17 protein-coding genes and 1 pseudogene are annotated in these 18,486 nt (G+C 55.3%); 15 read left to right on the top strand and 3 right to left on the bottom strand.

Annotated features, from left to right (window positions below; genetic code table 11):
* Positions 1–181: 181 nt before the first annotated feature.
* The 3 genes from efp to ACP8MI_RS05835 are packed head-to-tail and all read left to right on the top strand — an operon-like array spanning position 182 to position 2,207.
* On the top strand, positions 182–745 hold the full coding sequence (efp, locus tag ACP8MI_RS05845) for an elongation factor P (protein ID WP_018119630.1): 564 nt from the start codon (positions 182–184) through the stop codon (positions 743–745).
* Positions 746–756: 11 nt separating this feature from the next.
* Positions 757–1,350: a transcription antitermination factor NusB gene (gene nusB / locus ACP8MI_RS05840; protein WP_018119629.1), complete on the top strand. Its 594-nt coding sequence runs from the start codon at positions 757–759 to the stop codon at positions 1,348–1,350.
* Positions 1,351–1,355: 5 nt separating this feature from the next.
* Positions 1,356–2,207, top strand: a complete 852-nt coding sequence (locus ACP8MI_RS05835; protein ID WP_039733494.1) for a PPK2 family polyphosphate kinase — start codon at positions 1,356–1,358, stop codon at positions 2,205–2,207.
* A gap of 92 nt (positions 2,208–2,299) precedes the next feature.
* On the opposite strand, the gene ACP8MI_RS05830 is transcribed toward ACP8MI_RS05835, so the two are convergent.
* From ACP8MI_RS05830 to ACP8MI_RS05820, 3 genes are all read right to left on the bottom strand, one after another.
* Positions 2,300–2,800: a YbjN domain-containing protein gene (locus tag ACP8MI_RS05830; protein WP_018119627.1), complete on the bottom strand. Its 501-nt coding sequence runs from the start codon at positions 2,798–2,800 to the stop codon at positions 2,300–2,302.
* A 9-nt stretch (positions 2,801–2,809) separates the two neighbouring features.
* The gene (locus tag ACP8MI_RS05825) at positions 2,810–3,334 is read right to left on the bottom strand and encodes a YbjN domain-containing protein (protein WP_018119626.1); all 525 of its coding nucleotides are present in this window, start codon (positions 3,332–3,334) and stop codon (positions 2,810–2,812) included.
* Between the two features lie 121 nt (positions 3,335–3,455).
* Positions 3,456–4,862: a TIGR01777 family oxidoreductase gene (locus ACP8MI_RS05820; protein ID WP_049148316.1), complete on the bottom strand. Its 1,407-nt coding sequence runs from the start codon at positions 4,860–4,862 to the stop codon at positions 3,456–3,458.
* 110 nt (positions 4,863–4,972) lie between these two features.
* Between ACP8MI_RS05820 and pyrR the strand changes: the two are divergent.
* The 12 genes and pseudogenes from pyrR to coaBC all read left to right on the top strand — a co-directional run.
* Positions 4,973–5,542: pseudogene (gene pyrR, locus ACP8MI_RS05815) on the top strand (bifunctional pyr operon transcriptional regulator/uracil phosphoribosyltransferase PyrR); the annotation flags it as partial.
* Between the two features lie 134 nt (positions 5,543–5,676).
* Positions 5,677–6,612, top strand: a complete 936-nt coding sequence (locus ACP8MI_RS05810; protein ID WP_018119623.1) for an aspartate carbamoyltransferase catalytic subunit — start codon at positions 5,677–5,679, stop codon at positions 6,610–6,612.
* Positions 6,613–6,689: 77 nt separating this feature from the next.
* Positions 6,690–8,099 (top strand): dihydroorotase, encoded by a 1,410-nt coding sequence (locus ACP8MI_RS05805; RefSeq protein WP_490290744.1) that lies wholly within the window; start codon positions 6,690–6,692, stop codon positions 8,097–8,099.
* Between the two features lie 58 nt (positions 8,100–8,157).
* Positions 8,158–9,366, top strand: a complete 1,209-nt coding sequence (gene carA / locus ACP8MI_RS05800; RefSeq protein WP_049148315.1) for a glutamine-hydrolyzing carbamoyl-phosphate synthase small subunit — start codon at positions 8,158–8,160, stop codon at positions 9,364–9,366.
* A 2-nt stretch (positions 9,367–9,368) separates the two neighbouring features.
* Positions 9,369–12,704 (top strand): carbamoyl-phosphate synthase large subunit, encoded by a 3,336-nt coding sequence (gene carB / locus ACP8MI_RS05795; RefSeq protein WP_049148314.1) that lies wholly within the window; start codon positions 9,369–9,371, stop codon positions 12,702–12,704.
* Positions 12,694–13,539 (top strand): orotidine-5'-phosphate decarboxylase, encoded by an 846-nt coding sequence (gene pyrF / locus ACP8MI_RS05790; RefSeq protein WP_018119619.1) that lies wholly within the window; start codon positions 12,694–12,696, stop codon positions 13,537–13,539. The genes carB and pyrF overlap by 11 nt, the downstream gene beginning before the upstream one ends.
* Before the next feature lie 273 nt (positions 13,540–13,812).
* A complete protein-coding gene (gene mihF, locus ACP8MI_RS05785) occupies positions 13,813–14,136 on the top strand; it encodes an integration host factor, actinobacterial type (RefSeq protein WP_018119618.1) in 324 nt (107 codons plus the stop codon).
* Between the two features lie 5 nt (positions 14,137–14,141).
* A complete protein-coding gene (gmk, locus tag ACP8MI_RS05780) occupies positions 14,142–14,711 on the top strand; it encodes a guanylate kinase (RefSeq protein ID WP_018119617.1) in 570 nt (189 codons plus the stop codon).
* Between the two features lie 95 nt (positions 14,712–14,806).
* Complete coding sequence (gene rpoZ / locus ACP8MI_RS05775; RefSeq protein WP_018119616.1) at positions 14,807–15,088, top strand: DNA-directed RNA polymerase subunit omega; 282 nt, start codon at positions 14,807–14,809, stop codon at positions 15,086–15,088.
* Positions 15,089–15,303: 215 nt separating this feature from the next.
* Positions 15,304–15,441, top strand: coding sequence for a hypothetical protein (locus tag ACP8MI_RS05770; protein ID WP_018119615.1), 138 nt, complete (start codon positions 15,304–15,306; stop codon positions 15,439–15,441).
* Positions 15,441–17,060 carry a sodium:solute symporter family protein gene (locus ACP8MI_RS05765; RefSeq protein ID WP_018119614.1) on the top strand — a complete coding sequence of 540 codons (1,620 nt, stop codon included), beginning with the start codon at positions 15,441–15,443 and terminating at the stop codon, positions 17,058–17,060. The genes ACP8MI_RS05770 and ACP8MI_RS05765 overlap by 1 nt, the downstream gene beginning before the upstream one ends.
* A 45-nt stretch (positions 17,061–17,105) precedes the next feature.
* On the top strand, positions 17,106–18,380 hold the full coding sequence (coaBC, locus tag ACP8MI_RS05760; RefSeq protein ID WP_049148374.1) for a bifunctional phosphopantothenoylcysteine decarboxylase/phosphopantothenate--cysteine ligase CoaBC: 1,275 nt from the start codon (positions 17,106–17,108) through the stop codon (positions 18,378–18,380).
* Positions 18,381–18,486 lie beyond the last annotated feature (106 nt).

Below are 18,486 nucleotides of genomic sequence, written 5' to 3'. Positions count from 1 at the left end.
AGCATACGACGTTGCGCGCGCGTGGCGTCGGGTAGATAGGAGCGCACGAGTGCACATTGCCGCCCGTGCCGATTCTTTAACGGTCCGGGCGGTCTCGGTTATACTAGCGGGAGCAAAGATGTACTAGGCAACTCCACGCGTTGTGGAGCTGTCGCACTGACAAATATTGGAGAGTTGATTCGTGGCTGATACCACTGCTTTCAAAAACGGCGTTGTGCTGAAAATTGACAACAAACTACAACAGATCGTGGAATTCCAGCACGTGAAGCCAGGAAAAGGTCCAGCATTCGTGCGCACCAAACTCAAAGATGTCATGACTGGCAAAGTTACTGACAAGACCTGGAACGCCGGCGCGAAAGCCGAGTTGGCTACGGTTGACCGCCGTGACATGACGTACCTCTATAATGACGGCACCAACTATGTCGTCATGGATGATAAGACCTTCGAGCAGGTCGAATTGTCGGCCGACAAATTCGGCCGTGCAGTGGATTTTCTGCTCGAAAACATGCGCATCCAGGTCTCGTTCCACGAAAATGAGCCGTTGTTCGCTGAACTTCCGATCAACGTCGACCTCAAAGTGGAACACACTGATCCTGGTTTGCAAGGTGATCGCTCGAGCGGTGGCACCAAGCCAGCGACGCTAGAAACTGGCGCTGAAGTCCAGGTTCCGCTGTTCATCGAAACCGGAAACGTCGTCAAGATCGACACGCGTACCGGCGACTACCTCTCCCGTAGCAACAACTAACGCGCAAGGGTATGTCAGACAACAAAAAAACCGCGGCTTCCGGTACCCGTTTCACTCGCTCAGATAAGCGTTTGCACACCAAGCGCTACCGGGCTCGCCGCCGTGCCGCGGACATCCTTTACGAAGCTGAAACCAGAGACCTTGATCCGGTGGCGATTGTCGACGATCGCGTGGAGCTTGCCGCATGGGAGCAATCACCGGTCCCACCCGTGGCTGAGTACACCAAAGAAATTGTCGCGGGAGCTGCAGAGAAACTCGATGAAATTGACGAGTTAATTTCCCGTTTCTTATCACAGGAATGGGAACTTGGAAGGCTTCCGGCAGTTGACCGCGCGATCATGCGCGTTTCCGCATGGGAGATATTGTTTAACGCTGACGTACCGGCAGCCGTTGCCGTGGTGGAAGGCGTGGAATTAGCCAGTGAATATTCCACAGAATCGGCTGCGCCGTATATTCACGCGGTGTTGGACGATATTGCCCAATCCGTCTCAGCTGATAATCCGATGGCTCACGATGACAGAGATGACAGTGGCGTTGACGTTGGTGACATCGACGATGGTGCTAGCGACGATGCCGACGCCAAAAACACAGACGAGCAAGCCTAATTTCTGTGTCTTTTAAACCACGTCATGCAGAACGGTTGCGGGCAGTTCCACCCGTAGAATTGTCCGCAATTGATCCACAGTCGACTCCCGGGTTTTCCGGTAATCCGCGCGGGAAGAGGATGCGGAGACGATTCCGTAAATTCGATGCGGAACTGCGGCAACTGCAGGAAAAATTATTTGCGCATTCTCGCCTAGGGACCGCACAATCTGGATCCATCTTGTTGATTTTGCAGGGCATGGATACATCTGGCAAAGGCGGAATGATCCGCAACGCGTTGTCAGTTTTTGACCCCCAAGGCTTGCGTCCCGTGGGATTCGGCGCGCCAACTGAAGAAGAACGGAACCATGATTTCCTGTGGCGCATCAACAAGCATGCGCCGGAGGACGGCGAAATCGTCGTGTTTGACCGCTCGCATTATGAAGATGTTCTAATTCAGCGAGTAGAGAAAATGGCGCCAGCTGACGAGATCGAGCGTCGCTATGATGCGATCGTTGATTTTGAATCTCAGCTTGCAGCACGCGGGGTGCGCATTATCAAAATAATGCTGCATATTTCTGCAGAATTCCAGAAATCTAACCTGGCACGTCGGCTGCAACGACATGATAAACGCTGGAAATTTGACCCGTCTGATCTCGACAATCGAAAGAAATGGGAAGATTACCAGCGCGCTTATGAGATAGCCATTAACCGCACCCACACTGAGGACGCTCCGTGGTACATCGTGCCTAGTGACAATAAGCTTTATGCACGTACTGCCGTGAAGTACTTGGTGTTGCGGCGGTTGCGCGCCATGGATCTGGATTGGCCGCAGCCAAGCTACGATGTCGAGCAGCAGTACCGCCGCCTGCACGGATAGTTGTAATCACGGGTTCCTCGTGTTGTAGTGCCATGCCGCGTTAATGCTGCGTCCTGGCACCTACTATCTTAGCGCCTGTTTTTGCGCTGAGACTAGGCGCCTTGCTCGTCTGAGGTGTTGTGCTCAGCGGTGGTGTGATCAGCCTGGTCGCGGTGCTCATTGAGCTTTCGCATTTCGTCGGCTGCGGCGACCATCGCATCTTGTGCTCGCACCACACCGTCGACGGCAGCTTTGAGCGCGACCTTGAGCTGCTCGTCGGAGATTCCGGCGGCAACCACAATGTCACGTTCGGTGCGCACGATTAACTTGCCTTCGTGCTCGGCAATAACGGCGCGTGCGCCGATCGAGGTGGAATTAATTTGGTTGGCAGCCAAGAACAATCCAGCATCAGCACTGTCGTAGTCCGTATCGGTGGCGACTTCGGAGCGGACCACCATTGCCGAGCCCAGCACCGCGAATGTGCACAAGGTGTCGTTGAGGTTTGCGGTAGCGATTTCTTTTCCTGCAACCTTGGTGAGTTCCACATCAAATCCACGCATGGCCTCGACGACACGGTCGATGGTGGCTGGGGCCAGTTCTGTATCGGTGTTCATGAGAAACTCCTAGTTCTGTTCGTCGTGCGTGTGGTTTTCTTCCCAGGTGACAGCGTCTGGGAATTGTTTGCCGAGGGCCTGGAACGATTCCAAGACTGCGTCCAACGTGCTCAACAAAAACGCGCCCAACTGGTTTCGGGTCATGCCAGTGCTGACATCAGCTTCACGAACCGCTGAAATTGCTAGCAGGTTTTCTCCCTGCTCAAAAAATCGCAGCGTTGGGGCAAATTGTGCTTGGTTCCACGAATTTACGACAGCAAGCACGTCAACCGCTTGGCTAGTACTGAGCTGCCCGCGCCAGAGTGAATCGACGATAAGCATGTTTTGCCGGACGCTGATCGCGATTGCTGCATTACTAAATCCGGTGCGTACTACCTGCAATGTGCTGCCGTCGGGAATTTCTTGTTCCTCGTTGCGGTACACGAGCTTTTCGGCGTCAAGAATCTCACCTATGCGCTCGAAGGTGACTTCTGCAATGTCACCGACGGTTTCCGGCGAGCGATCTTGCTCATTCGGCGTTGGTTGTTGGCTCATATGCTCTTTCCGTTCGCGTTGGGTTTGCTTCTAACCATTGCCACCGTACCGGCAAACTAGCCGGAAAATCATTGGCCACAGTGTAAGTTTCAGTGTTAGTACTGGTTTTCCCATACTGTATTTATTCGTCTTGTAGCTGTTCACCCCCAAGTTCGTGAGCGAGGGCAGCATCAAGAGTGGGAAAACGGAATTGGTGGCCGAGCTGGCTAATCTTTGCACTGGAGACCCGTTGATTTGCCAAAGCTAATTCGTGGGCGCCTTCTTTACCCAGTAGTAATTTGGGTCCGAATGTGGGGACTGGAAGCAGCGTCGGGCGATTTAATTCAGTACCGAGTGCTTTAGCCATATCTTTGTTGAGCAATGGCTGCGGGGCTGCCGCGTTGATTGCGCCGGTAATCCGAGAGTCAACGATTACTCGGGTATAAATATCGGTTAAATCATCCATCGCGATCCAGCTGAACCAGAAATTTCCATCACCAAAACTCCCGCCCAAACCGGTGGAAAACAATGTCTTCAGCAGTGGAAGCAAACCAGAGTTTCCGGACAGCGTCACCCCAGTACGGATATTGACCACACGTTTTCCGGCTTCTAATGCCGGTCGACATGCAAGTTCCCAGTCAGCGACCACATCGGCCAAAAAGCCATCGCCGCGCTCGGAATTTTCTGTGAGAATTTCGGGACCGCGATCTGGGCCGTAGTAGCCGATAGCAGAAGCACAGACCATCGTCGTAACAGTCGGTGAGTCTGCGACTAAGCGTGCCAGTTTATAGGTTGGGTCTACCCGTGAGCCGCGAATCTCTTTTTTGTGTGCTTCGTTGAAGCGGCCAAAAATAGGTTCACCCGCTAAATGTACAAGGACATCGACGCCTGCGAGAAGATGTGATGAAGGGTAGTGGGTGTGCCAGTGGCGCTGACCGGTTTTCGCTTCCCCGCGCACCAGCTCAATGACAGTATGTCCAGCTGTGGTTAGTTGGGCTTTCAAGCTGCGTCCGACAGAACCATGGGCGCCGGTCATGGCGATCGTGAGAGCTTTTCCTGGTACGGGCTCTATGGAGTTTTTTCCGGTCGTGGCTGCGGACGTTGCCCCTGCGAAGCCTGCGTCCTTCAACGACTGTAAGAACGATAAATCCGCGATGAGCTGACGCTGCCGATAAGCAAACACCGGGCGCAATAAATGAGCGGGTGCACGTGTGTGGACAGTGTCGGTGATTGTGGTGGTATTCGGCAGCTCACCATCGGCGAAGTGGTGATCATGGCGCCATTGTGCGAGCTGTCGGACTGGGGAATTGATGCAAAAATCAGTAAACGATATTTCGGGTTGGTAGCGCGTGAGATCGTGGCGTGCGACCCATTTCAGCCCTGCCGGGAGCCGGAAAATTGTGGTGCCGTCGGCAAGACTCGTTGCTTCGGTCTGTGGCGTCATCGGCAGAAACGGCGGGGTGAGTCGACTGATTGCCCCTGGGCGGGTGTGCCAATCCCACACTTCGGAGCGTGGGGCTGGAACGAGATGTTGGGCGGAAAAGCTCACGCGCGTAATCCTTAGTGCTAGACTGAAGCGGTGTCTCCATCATAGACCCAACCATGAATGCAGTCGGCATCCTTTAAAATCCGCACAGAGAGGCGGGGAAGGAGGGCACGATGACAGTGGAAGAACCGTCCGCGGAGGCAGCAGAAACAACTGAGTTGTTGAGCGCTGCTGCAATTTCGCGCACGATCGCACGCATCGCGCACCAAATTATTGAGAAAAACGCCATCGGCTCGCCAGACTCGGCGCCGGTGATCTTACTGGGCATTCCGTCCGGGGGCCTTCCCTTGGCGGAGAGTATCGCGGACAAGATTCACGAGTTTTCTGGCCAGGCTGTCGCCACTGGCGCGCTAGATATCACTTTGTATCGTGATGACCTTCGTTCGAAACCACACCGCGCGCTAAAACCCACATCGATTCCGCGTGGAGGCATCGACGAGGCCATCGTGGTGCTTGTCGACGATGTGCTGTTTTCCGGGCGTACCATTCGCGCAGCACTCGACGCACTGTCCGATATTGGCCGCCCACGCGCAATTCAACTGGCCGTATTAGTGGATCGCGGCCACCGTGAACTCCCGATCCGCGCTGATTTCGTCGGCAAGAATCTCCCGACTGCGCGTACCGAGGGCATTTCTGTTTTGAATTCGGATATCGACGGCCGCGACGCCGTGATCTTGTCACGCGGAATGCGCAGTGTGCAGGACCGGGTTACGCAGCACCAAGCAGCTACATCAGCAGAATTCGTAGAGTCGACACTATCGACCGATACCGCAACCACTGATCTAGTAGACGACCAGCCTAGGCAAGGGGACAAGTAGTGAAGCACTTACTATCCATTGCGGATTTAAACGCGGACCAAATTACGGGACTGTTGGATGAGGCTGAGCGGTTTTCCGAAGCCCTGGCTGATCGCGATGTGAAGAAGCTTCCGACGTTGCGGGGGCGGACGATTTATACCTTGTTTTACGAAAACTCGACTCGTACCCGCTCGTCGTTTGAAACTGCCGGTAAATGGATGAGCGCCGATGTGATTAACCTATCTGCGTCGTCGTCGTCGGTGTCCAAAGGCGAGTCCCTGCGCGATACCGGGTTGACGTTGGCCGCAATCGGTGCCGATGCGATTATCACCCGGCATCCGTCGTCCGGAGCTGCTCAGTTGCTTGCCAATTGGGTGGATACCGACGGCTCTGGCCCGTCTGTGATTAACGCCGGTGATGGTGCTCATCAGCACCCGACCCAAGCCCTGCTCGATGCGATGACGCTGCGTCAGCATCTCGGCGAGATCTCCGGTCGTCGTGTCGTTATTGTGGGAGATTGTCTGCACTCACGTGTCGTGCGTTCGAATGTCGATTTACTTTCCACAATGGGCGCGGACGTGGTTCTCGTGGCACCGCACACCTTGCTGCCGCACGGTGTGGAACATTGGCCGGTACGTACCAGTCATGATTTTGATGCCGAGCTTGCCGGGGCTGATGCCGTGATGATGTTGCGTGTGCAAAAAGAACGCATGAACGGTGGTTTCTTCCCTTCGCACCGTGAATACGCCACGTACTACGGGCTGTCGAAGCAGCGTGCGGCATTGCTGCGTGATGATGCCATTATCATGCACCCCGGTCCGATGCTGCGCGGCATGGAAATCAACTATGACGTTGCCGACTACCCAAATACCGTGGTGCTGGGACAGGTGAACAACGGAGTGCACATGCGTATGGCGGTGCTATTTACGTTGTTGGCCGGCTCCGGAGCGGAATAACGCGTCAGTTAAAGAACGCAGGTGAAAACCAGAATATGACAGCACATAATTCACACAACACAGGGGAAGTCACGATCATGTCGCATACACACCACACTCCGTCGCAGGAGAAATATCCGCCGACTGGGCAATTACGCCCGGCGTCGCAAAGTTCCTTGTTGTTGCGCAACGTGCGGTCGTATGGCGAGGGTGACCCCGTTGACGTATTGCTTGCCGACGGGCGTATCCAGGCGATCGAGGTAACCGATTCGAACGCAGCTGCTGAACTCTCGGCAGATGATGAGCGCGATCTGCAGGGCAACGTTTTGTTACCGGGCCTTGTCGATATGCACGTGCACTTGCGCGAACCCGGCAGGGAAGACACAGAAACCATCGCCAGTGGCTCAGAAGCTGCAGCGCGCGGTGGCTTTACAGCCGTCTTCACGATGGCAAACACGCAGCCGGTGACGGATCAGCCGGTGATCGCGGAATCTGTCTGGTACAAGGGGCAGCAGCACGGCGTGTGCGATGTGCACCCGGTGGGATCCATTTCGCAAGGGCTGGAAGGTAAAAACCTCACAGAATTCGGTATGCTCGCACGCAGTGCAGCGAAAGTACGGATGTTTTCCGACGACGGGAAGTGCGTCAATGATCCACAGTTGATGCGTCGAGCTCTGGAATACGCCAAGGGCTTGAACGTCTTGATTGCGCAGCATGCAGAAGATCACCGAATGACCGAGACTGCGGTTGCCCATGAGGGTGCGACTGCAGCCCAGCTTGGGCTGTCGGGTTGGCCGCGGGTAGCAGAAGAATCCATTGTCGTTCGGGATGCACTATTGGCGCGTGATTACGGAAACCGCGTGCATATCTGCCATGCCTCCACAGAAGGCACAGTGGAGCTGGTGCGCTGGTCGAAGCAACACGAAATCCCGATCACCGCGGAAGTTACTCCGCATCATTTGTTGCTGCACGACGAGAAGCTGCGTACTTATGACGGGATTTTCCGGGTTAATCCACCGTTGCGTGAAGAATCGGACACGTTGGCGCTGCGGCAAGCTCTTCTCGATGGGGTAATCGACTGCGTGGCCACCGACCACGCGCCCCATGGCAGCGAGGATAAGTGCGTGGAATTCGAACACGCGAAGCCGGGGATGCTCGGCCTGGAATCCTCGTTGGCTGTAATCGCCCAGATTTTCGTGGAATCCGGTTTGGCAGACTGGCGTTTTATTGCTCGCGTCATGTCGGAGCGTCCCGCAGAAATCACTCGACTGCCAGATCACGGCCGCCCGATTGCGGTGGGAGAACCGGCGAACCTCACTGTGGTGGATCCGGCTTATCCATGGACCTCGAAGGCCGAGGAATTTGCGTCGAAATCGCGGAACAACCCTTATGAGGGCCATGAATTTGGAGCGAAGGTGACACACACGATCTTGCGGGGAGGGTTGAGTTATGAACTTGCCGATTGTGCGCGTGCCGACGCTGGTGAGGCAACAGGCTCGGAAGATTAAATGATTACCGCACAATGGACTCGAGAATTTGACAACAGCAAGCGAAAGGCAGAAAACCGTGACTAACCCTGCACACCGAAGCTACCCGCCCGAGACGGTACCTGCGGTACTCGTGCTCGGGGATGGCAGCGTGTATCCCGGATTTGGGTTCGGCGCCACTGGCAAAAACCTCGGCGAGGCCGTATTTACTACGGCGATGACCGGTTACCAAGAAACTATGACGGACCCGTCATATCACCGTCAGATTGTTGTCACCGCTGCACCTCATATCGGAAACACCGGTTGGAACGACGAGGATGACGAATCACACGACGGGCGCATCTGGGTTGCTGGGCTGGTCGTTCGCGACCTGGCACATCGCGTGTCGAATTGGCGTGCGACTACCTCGCTACCCGAAGCGATGGAGCAACAAGGCGTCATTGGCATTTCCGGTATCGATACCCGAACTTTAGTCCGTCGTTTGCGTAACCATGGTTCCGTCAAGGCGGGAATTTTCTCTGGTGAACAGGCACAGCGACCACATGATGAATTGATCGCGGAGGTCCGTGAGCAAGAAGATATGGCGGGCGCGGATTTGGCCGGGGAAGTCTCCGTCGACAAGGCCTACACCGTGCCTGCGGTAGGTGCGACTCGCTACCGCATCGTTGCATTTGACATGGGAATTAAAACAGCAACGCCACGTAATTTCGCACGCCGTGGCATTGAAACTGTGGTGGTGCCAGCGGGAACCAGTTTCGCCGAGGTAGAAAAGCTGCAACCAGACGGGGTATTTATCTCCAATGGTCCGGGAGACCCAGCAACCGCTGACGATATGGTTGCCACCCTGCGGGAGATTCTGGCGGCAAAAATTCCATTCTTCGGTATTTGTTTCGGTAACCAGCTGCTCGGCCGGGCCCTGGGCTTGCAGACGTACAAGATGAAGTTTGGTCACCGTGGCATCAATGTTCCGGTACTGCATCACGAGAGCGGCAAGATTGATATCACTTCGCAAAATCACGGTTTCGCGTTGGCCGCCCCGGGTAATACCGAGACGTTGCCTGCCGATTGCCAGGAAACCGACCGTGCGTTTTCGACCGATTTCGGCCCAGCGTTAATCACGCATACTTGCCTGAATGATGGCACCGTCGAAGGCGTCGCTTTGCGCAGTGGCCTGGCTTATTCCGTGCAATATCACCCGGAGTCTGCTGCTGGCCCACACGATGCCCACCCGCTCTTTGATCAATTTCTCGCGCTGCTTGAGCAGCACAGCCAGGAAAGGAAAGCTTAATTATGCCGAAGCGCCCTGATATTCACCACGTCCTGGTTATTGGATCCGGACCAATCGTCATCGGCCAAGCCTGCGAATTCGACTACTCGGGTACCCAGGCCTGCCGCGTCCTGAAATCCGAGGGCCTGCGGGTCACACTCGTGAACTCAAACCCGGCGACAATCATGACTGACCCGGAATTTGCGGATGCCACCTATGTGGAGCCGATCGAGACCGAATACATCGAGAAGATTATTGACAAAGAACGAGCTGGTGGGCACCCGATCGACGCGGTGCTAGCAACGCTCGGTGGACAAACTGCCCTGAACGCAGCAATCCAGCTGGATCGCGCGGGAATCCTCGACAAGCACGGTATTGAACTGATCGGTGCCGATATCGATGCCATCGAACGAGGCGAAGATCGACAGAAGTTCAAAGATATCGTCGAGAAGGTCGGCGGCGAGTCCGCGCGTTCGGAAGTTTGCTACACCATGGACGAAGTGCATGCATGCGTCGAACGATTGGGACTTCCGGTTGTGGTACGGCCGTCGTTTACCATGGGCGGACTGGGGTCTGGTTTGGCGTATACCTACGAAGACCTGGACCGAATTGCCGGAGGCGGTATTGCAGCTTCGCCAGATGCGAACGTCCTGATTGAAGAATCCATTTTGGGGTGGAAAGAATTCGAGCTGGAGCTGATGCGTGATGGTGACGATAATGTCGTGGTTATCGCATCAATCGAAAACGTCGATGCTCTTGGCGTACACACCGGTGACTCGGTTACCGTGGCGCCTGCTTTGACGCTGACGGACCGTGAATTCCAAAAGATGCGCGATTTGGGAATCGACATCATCCGCGAAGTTGGCGTCGACACGGGTGGCTGCAATATTCAATTTGCAATCAATCCGGACGACGGGCGGATCATTGTTATTGAGATGAACCCTCGCGTGTCACGTTCCTCGGCGCTAGCTTCCAAGGCGACTGGATTCCCGATCGCTAAATTGGCTGCCAAACTCGCCATCGGCTATTCCCTGGATGAGGTCACCAACGACATCACCGGGACCACCCCGGCGGCATTCGAGCCGACGCTGGACTACGTTATCGTCAAGGCTCCACGCTTTGCTTTCGAAAAATTCCCGGGCGCCGATGACACGCTGACCACCACCATGAAATCGGTGGGCGAGGCGATGGGAATTGGTCGTAACTATATCCAAGGCCTGAACAAGGTTATGCGTTCGCTGGAATCCAAGCCGTTTGGTTTGTGGACGGTGCCGGATGAGGTCATCGCGGGGGATGCGACAAACGTCTCGGAAGTATTGGATCGTTTGCGACGGCCAACCGCAGGCCGCATGTACGACGCCGAACTTGCGTTACGGTGGGGCGCCAGCGTTGACGCGGTACACGAAGCATCGGAGATCGACCCTTGGTTCCTTGCCGAACTCGCACACTTGGTGGAATTCGGTAACTACCTGCGTACCGCCCCAGTACTGGATGAACAGTTGCTGCGGCAAGCAAAGGTCATGGGGCTTTCCGACGCCCAAATTGCTGCACTGCGCCCAGAGTTCGCGGGGGAAAATGGCGTGCGTTCCCTGCGGTGGAGTCTGGGTATTAGGCCGGTATATAAGACAGTCGATACCTGCGCCGGTGAATTCGAAGCCCACACGCCGTATCACTATTCGGCCTACGAATATGATCCGAATGCAGAGTCGGAGGTTTCCGAACAGCGGGATAAGGACAAGGTCATCATCTTAGGCTCTGGTCCGAACCGCATTGGCCAGGGAATTGAGTTTGACTACTCCTGCGTGCACGCCGCACTGGAGCTATCACGCATTGGCTACGAAACCGTCATGGTCAACTGCAACCCGGAGACCGTCTCGACGGACTACGACACAGCCGACCGCCTGTATTTCGAGCCACTGACCTTCGAAGATGTCATGGAGGTCTACCACGCAGAATCTCAGTCGGGAAATGTCGCCGGTGTGATCGTGCAGCTCGGTGGGCAAACCCCACTGGGCTTGGCAGAGCGCTTGGAAGCTGCTGGTGTTCCTGTGGTCGGTACGAGCCCCGAGGCCATCAACAACGCAGAAGACCGGGGAGTGTTCGGCAAAGTACTGGCCAAGGCCCAGTTGCCAGCACCAGATTTCGGTACAGCCACTTCCTATGCAGAAGCCCGCGACGTTGCCGCACAGATTGGGTATCCAGTCCTCGTTCGTCCGTCTTATGTGCTCGGTGGACGCGGCATGGAAATCGTGTACGACGAAGCCAGCCTGGAAAATTACATCGAACGTGCGACAGAGCTGAGCGAAGACCACCCTGTGTTGGTGGACCGCTTCCTGGATTCGGCAATTGAGATCGACGTTGACGCCCTGTGTGATGGCGAAGAGGTTTATCTTGCTGGCGTGATGGAGCACATCGAAGAAGCAGGTATTCACTCTGGTGACTCTTCATGTGCTTTGCCGCCGATGACGCTCGGGCCAGAAGATATCGACAAGGTGCGTGAATCGACCAAGGCATTGGCTCACGGTATTGGCGTCAAGGGCTTGATCAACGTGCAATTCGCCTTGAAAGACGACATCCTCTATGTCATCGAAGCGAATCCACGTGCCTCCCGTACGGTTCCATTTGTGTCGAAGGCGACCGGTGTTCCACTGGCGAAAGCCGCCGCGCGGATCATGCTCGGTGCAAGCCTGCAAGATTTGCGCGCCGAGGGCATGGTCCCAACTACTTATGACGGTGGATCGCTGCCGCTGGATCACCCAATTGCGGTGAAAGAAGCAGTGATGCCATTTAAACGATTCCGGCGCCCGGACGGCACCCCGCTGGATACTTTGCTGTCGCCAGAGATGAAATCTACTGGTGAGGTAATGGGATTGGCAGACAACTTTGGTGCGGCTTATGCGAAAGCAGAAACCGCTGCGTTTGGTTGTCCACCACGTGATGGCACCGTATTCGTATCGGTGGCGAACCGCGATAAGCGTACACTGATCGTGCCAATCCAGCGTTTGGCATCAATGGGATTCAAGCTCGTCGCCACAGCTGGAACCGCGCAGATGTTGCGTCGTAACGGCATCGATTGTGAAGTTGCGTACAAGGCCTCGGAAATCCGCTCAGGCAATGTCGAGGGCAAATCCATCGTGGATCAGATCACCGAAGGTGATATCGATCTGATTCTGAATACACCGGCGGGATCTGCTGGGGCACGGCACGATGGATATGACATTCGTAGCGCTGCAATTTCGGTAGGCATTCCGGCGGTGACTACCGTGCAGGGTATTACCGCTGCTGTGCAGGGAATCGAAGCCCTGCGTGGTGATGAATTAACCGTTCGTAGCCTGCAGGAGCTCAACCATGGCGAGTAGTGCACCGGGTGCTGGAACTCTTCTCAGTTTCGGAGAGCGTATTCGCGAGCGTTCCGCTGAGCGCGGGCGGCTCTGCGTCGGTATTGATCCGCATGCCGCGCTATTACGCGATTGGGGACTGAACGACGACGTCGATGGATTGCGGGAGTTTTCGCGCCGGTGCGTGGAGGCGTTTGCGGATACGGCATGCGTCGTCAAGCCCCAGGTGGCGTTCTATGAACGGTTTGGATCCGCAGGTTTTGCAGTGCTCGAGGAAACCCTTGCGGAACTGCGTGCGGCGGGTGCGTTGGTCATCGCGGACGCAAAGCGCGGAGACATCGGTTCTACCATGGCTGGGTATGCGTCTGCGTGGCTTGACCCAGCCTCACCTCTCCGAGCGGATGCTGTCACGGTTGCTCCTTATCTTGGACTCGGTGCGCTGAAACCTGTGATTGACACCGCTGAGGCAACCGGCACAGGCGTGTTCGTCTTGGCAGCGACGTCGAACCCGGAAGCCGTCGAATTCCAGAATTTCCAACGTAACGGCACGAGCTTGGCGCAGCACGTCGTCAATTATTGTCGTGATTACAACGCGACGCAGAAATCAGCGACGCTAGGCATCGTCGTTGGTGCGACAGTCCACACCCCGCCCGATCTTCGCGGGTTTAACGGACCGGTGCTCATGCCTGGCGTTGGTGTGCAAGGCGGCACTGTGGCTGATATCGCACGGATAGCGACAGACGCTGCCCACTGGGCTTTTCCGAATGTCTCACGCAGTGTACTTTCGGCTGGTCCAGACATTGCTGACCTGCATAAAGCAGTAGTTGAGCAAGCTGCACAGTTTCCGGGGTGCTAAGACCCACGTGCAAGGCTTTCGTCTGTGCCTCCTGATGCTTTGACGTGGTAAAACTCTGCGGTATCCAAGGTGCGAAATCGCGGAATGCCTGGTTACGGTGTTAAGATATGCAAAAAGCCGGCGATGTTGCGTTCGGGAACCGACCGCGGTTGGTTTATCTTCGTCTGACATCGTTGAAGCTCTATAATTCCCATTCGGGCGGTAATTGGTGCATGACTGCTACAGTTGCCGTTGATAAGAACAACAAACCCACATTGAATCGGAGGAATCCACGTGGCCCTTCCAAAGTTGACTGATGAGCAGCGTAAAGAAGCCCTGGCAAAGGCTGCTGAGGCCCGCAAGGCGCGCGCTGAGCTCAAAGCCGAACTGAAGCGTGGCGGAACTAACCTGAAGGAAGTCCTCGACAAGGCAGAAACCGATGAAATCATCGGTAAGACCAAGGTCGCAGCACTTCTGGAGGCCTTGCCAAAGGTCGGTAAGGTCAAGGCCCGCGAAATCATGGAGGACCTGGAGATTGCCCAGACCCGCCGTCTGCGTGGTCTCGGTGAGCGTCAGCGCCGTGCGCTGCTGGATCGTTTCGGCTACTCCGAAGACTAAAGCGCATGCCCGGTGTGACACCACGTGGCCGTTTGGTTGTGCTTGCTGGACCAACTGCCGTGGGAAAATCCACGGTGGTGAAACAGCTTCGCGCCGCGATCCACGATCTCTACTTCTCGGTTTCGATGACGACTCGGGATCCGCGTCCAGGGGAAACTGACGGAATTGATTATTATTTCGTCACCCCGGAACGTTTTCAGGAGACCATCGATAACGGCGAGATGCTGGAATGGGCAGAGGTACATTCCGGTTTGCAGCGTTCGGGTACTCCAGCCGAACCCGTCACCAAGGCTTTGTCTCAGGGGCGGCCTGTGCTGGTTGAGGTGGATTTGGAAGGCGCCCGAAACGTCAAAGCTAAAATGCCGGAAGCCACGACTGTATTCTTAGCTCCACCATCATGGGACGTGCTGTGCGATAGGTTGAGTAACCGTGGCACTGAGCCCGACGACGTCGTGCGTCGGCGTCTGGAAACAGCCCGTGTCGAGTTGGACGCCCAAAATGAATTTGATCACGTCGTGGTTAATGACGATCTGGACAGGGCAGTAGAGACCATTAGCGAGTTTCTGCGCAGCTAAGACAATTCTAGGCAGTTGGCGGCGCTCGTCTTCCACGGCTCTGATACGGCTTATAATTTTTCTAAACATCAACGCGAAAAGGGGTTGGTCTCGTAGTGACTACCGAGTCCACGAAAACTGACAGCGTCTTCGATAAACCTGAAGGCATCACGGATCCACCAATCGACGAATTGTTGAATAAAGTGTCGTCGAAGTACGCTTTGGTGATCTTCGCCGCTAAACGGGCACGTCAGATCAATAGCTACTATCAGGAACAAGACGAAGGCGTATTTGAATTCGTCGGTCCATTGGTCACCCCGGAACCAGGCGAAAAACCATTGTCGCTGTCGTTGCGTGAGATTGAAGAAGGCCTGTTGGATCACGAGGAAGCTCGTTAAGCTTTGGTATCTGCTTAAGCAAGAGCCGCACATAGCTAGCCCACCTCCCCAGACACGGGGCGGTGGGCTTTGGCTTTTCGCATTACCCCCACCGGGGTCCGTCTCAGGTTGGAGGAAGCTGCGAAAGTTGTGAGAAAACTGACAAAAACTCCCGAATACGCTAGGATTCCATTGTTTCCCTACCAGTTTTGATCAGTTGTTGAATGGAGTGATGAATGCTCGAACTGCTATTTCCCAGCATATTGCACATCGTGGTGTTTAGTATCGGACTTGGCTTGGCCTATTGGAAGCTCAATTCCGAACTCAAAAATGCCCAGCACTCCGCCGAGCAGAAGGGGGAGGCTGAGAAATAGTGGATACGTTTACCATCACTGTCATCCTCTCGTTCCTTGGATTTCTCGTTGTAGGTATTTGGGTCAGCCGGGGGATCAATAACAAAAACGATTATTTCGTTGCTGGTCGTAACGTTGGCGTCCTGTTCATCGTCGGCACGCTAGTTGCGTCGTTCTTGTCGACGGTCGCGCTCATGGGAGAGGCCGGAATGGCTTATGATGGCTTCCCGTGGCCGATCTTGCTTTTGGGCGTGATGTCCAAGATGGGCTATTTGGCCGGCGTGGTCCTGTTTGGTCGCTACTTGCGCGATTCGGAAGCACTGACTATCCCCGAATTTTTCGGCAATCGCTTTAATTCTTCGCGCCTTCGCGCACTAGCCGGCGCGTCCGTGCTGATCGGTATGGGCTTATACCTTGTTACCGTCACTCGTGGTCTCGCGGTGGTCATCGAAGCGATCCTGGGCATCGATGGCTTCTGGGCCGTGTTCATCACCTGGGTAGCATTCACCATCTTTACGGTGTTGTCCGGTTCCAAGGGCGTGATCATCACCGATACGATGATGTTTTTCTTCTTCCTTATCGGCGGAATCCTGGGATCGATTGCAATTTTCCGCGAAGCAGGCGGAGTAAAAGAAACTTTCACGCAATTGGCAGCAGACCCGACATTGCGTGAGGGCTTATTGTGGCATGGGCAGATTGAGGGGCCTGGCGAGAGGCTGAATTCCATTGGTGAAGCGCTGATTTATATCTTCACCTTTGGCCTGGTGTGGGCGTTCGTGACTGCCGTGAGTCCGTGGCAGGCTTCTCGTTATATGATGGCAAAAACCAGTCACACTGCTATCCGTGCGGGTATTGTGACGCTGCTGATCATCCCGTCATTTTATCTCTTCATTATGTTTGCGGCGTACGCGGTGAACTTGATTAATCCAGATATTGAGCCAAATTCTCAGGTGTTTATCTGGGCTGCCTACAACGTCATGCCCACCGCGGTTGGTGTTATCCTCGTGACCGGAATTGTCGCTGCCGGCCTGTCTTCTGCGTCGACCTTTTTATCATTGGTCGGTTTCAGCGCAGCGCACGACGTTGGGCCCTTGTTCCGCCGTGGCGAGGGGTTGGATGGCAGCGACACGAATACTGATAACGTGCGCTCAGCTCGTTGGTCGATGTTTATCGTCGGCGGTATTGCGTTGCTGCTGGCATATGTCGCGACGCCAAGCGTGTTGGATATTGGCTATATGGCGGCGTCTTTCTTTGCCGCATCCTGGGGCATTGTGGCTTTTGCTTCTACGCAATCCAAGCGGATTTCCGAAGCAGGCGCTTTCTGGGGAATGCTCTGTGGCGGTGTCATCACGTTGATCCTGGAAAGCATCAAGACTTTCGGCGGTGTTGATTGGCCGATGGCGTTCCACCCGGTACTGTTCGGCCTCGCAGCCAGCTTGATTGCCGTTATCGTCGGTTCGAAGGTGAAGCCGGTGGAAGAAAGCTCGTGGCAATATATCTCGGAGTTGAAGCAACGCGTGGAATCAGATGTCACGGTAGCCGAGGTCAAACGCACCAATCGGTACATCTATGTGGCGATCGGCTTTATCGCCATCCTGTTTACCGCGGTAGGCTTTTTCTACGTGCCAATTATGAGCTAGGCGAATTTACAGGAGCCCCACACTATGTCCCAGATCGGATCGACGATGAACGCTGCCACCTCAGAGAGCCCGCGCAATTTCGATGGCGCACGCCATCCACACAATATTGTCGTCGGGGTATGTGGTGGGATCGCTGCTTTTAAGGCGTGCCAGCTCGTTCGGGAATTCACGGAAGACGGCGATCAGGTACGCGTTATTCCGACGAATTCGGCATTACAGTTTGTCGGGGCAGCAACATTTGAGGCTTTATCCGGTAATCCGGTTTCCACTTCGGTGTTCGAGGACGTACATGAGGTCGCGCATGTTCGTTATGGGCAAGAGGCCGACGGAATCGTGATTGCGCCTGCGACGGCCGATTTTTTGGCCCGCGTAGCTGCAGGGCGTGCCGACGATTTACTGGCTGCTACCGTGCTGGTCGCTACGTGCCCGGTGATTATTGCGCCGGCTATGCATACCGAAATGTGGAATAATCCGGCGACGCAGGCGAATGTCGCGACGCTGCGGGAACGCGGAATCGTGGTGCTCAACCCCGCAGTGGGCCGCCTGACTGGGAAAGACTCGGGTGCAGGCCGTCTTCCTGATCCCAGCCATATTGCGGCGGTTGCGCGCACTGTATTTTCTGGTGCGTCGATGGAGCACAACCTTACCGGTGTGAACGTGCTTATTAGTGCTGGAGGCACCCAAGAAGTTATCGATCCGGTTCGTTTTATCGGAAACCATTCGTCGGGGCGGCAAGGCTTCGCGCTTGCAGAAATCGCGGTACAACGGGGCGCCACGGTAACGCTTGTAGCTGCGAATAATTCCACGCTGCCCAATCCTCCAGGTGTCAAGGTCATCCCGGTGGAAACCACCGTGGAGTTGCAGCATGCAATGCATAATCAAGCCGAAGGTGCGGACGTGATTATCATGGCCGCGGCGGTATCGGACTTCCGTCCTGCTAGGCCCGCCGAGCATAAGATGAAAAAGTCGCAGGGTGCTGCAGGACTGAGCACGATTGAGCTGGTGGAAAACCCGGACGTGCTGGCTAGTTTGGTGGAAGCGCGAGCTGGCGGAAGTTTGGCTGCTGAGACTGTGATTATGGGCTTTGCTGCCGAAACTGGAGATGATAAGCAATCTATTCTGGAATATGCCCAGGATAAGTTGCAGAGTAAAGGCTGCGACGTGCTGATGTGCAATGAAGTAGGGCCGGGCAAAGTCTTCGGGCAAACGACCAATCAAGGATTTCTCTTGGACAGCGATGGCACTGTTACCGAGGTTGCCGCGGGCTCGAAGCACGTAGTTTCCGCCCAAATTTGGGACAAGCTAGCGTTGCTTCTATAGACCGCTTTGTCTATACTAATTGTTGTTCCTGCGCGGCGTTGTGCGCTGCGCTGAGTATTGTGCCGGTGTTGCGCTATGGCATTCCGCGTCATTGTAATGCGCGCAT

The sequence above is a fragment of the Corynebacterium sp. LaCa_70 genome (genome assembly GCF_058182015.1).
Note: the sequence above shows the minus strand (reverse complement) of the source record. Positions and strands in the feature narration are given on the sequence as shown.

Coding starts and splice junctions, on each gene's coding strand:
- ACP8MI_RS05770 (WP_018119615.1), top strand. CDS start 15,304: ATGCTCGAACTGCTATTTCCCAGCATATTGCACATCGTGGTGTTTAGT.
- pyrF (WP_018119619.1), top strand. CDS start 12,694: ATGGCGAGTAGTGCACCGGGTGCTGGAACTCTTCTCAGTTTCGGAGAG.
- carB (WP_049148314.1), top strand. CDS start 9,369: ATGCCGAAGCGCCCTGATATTCACCACGTCCTGGTTATTGGATCCGGA.
- nusB (WP_018119629.1), top strand. CDS start 757: ATGTCAGACAACAAAAAAACCGCGGCTTCCGGTACCCGTTTCACTCGC.
- gmk (WP_018119617.1), top strand. CDS start 14,142: ATGCCCGGTGTGACACCACGTGGCCGTTTGGTTGTGCTTGCTGGACCA.
- ACP8MI_RS05830 (WP_018119627.1), bottom strand. CDS start 2,800: ATGAACACCGATACAGAACTGGCCCCAGCCACCATCGACCGTGTCGTC.
- ACP8MI_RS05805 (WP_490290744.1), top strand. CDS start 6,690: ATGTCGCATACACACCACACTCCGTCGCAGGAGAAATATCCGCCGACT.
- ACP8MI_RS05825 (WP_018119626.1), bottom strand. CDS start 3,334: ATGAGCCAACAACCAACGCCGAATGAGCAAGATCGCTCGCCGGAAACC.
- coaBC (WP_049148374.1), top strand. CDS start 17,106: ATGAACGCTGCCACCTCAGAGAGCCCGCGCAATTTCGATGGCGCACGC.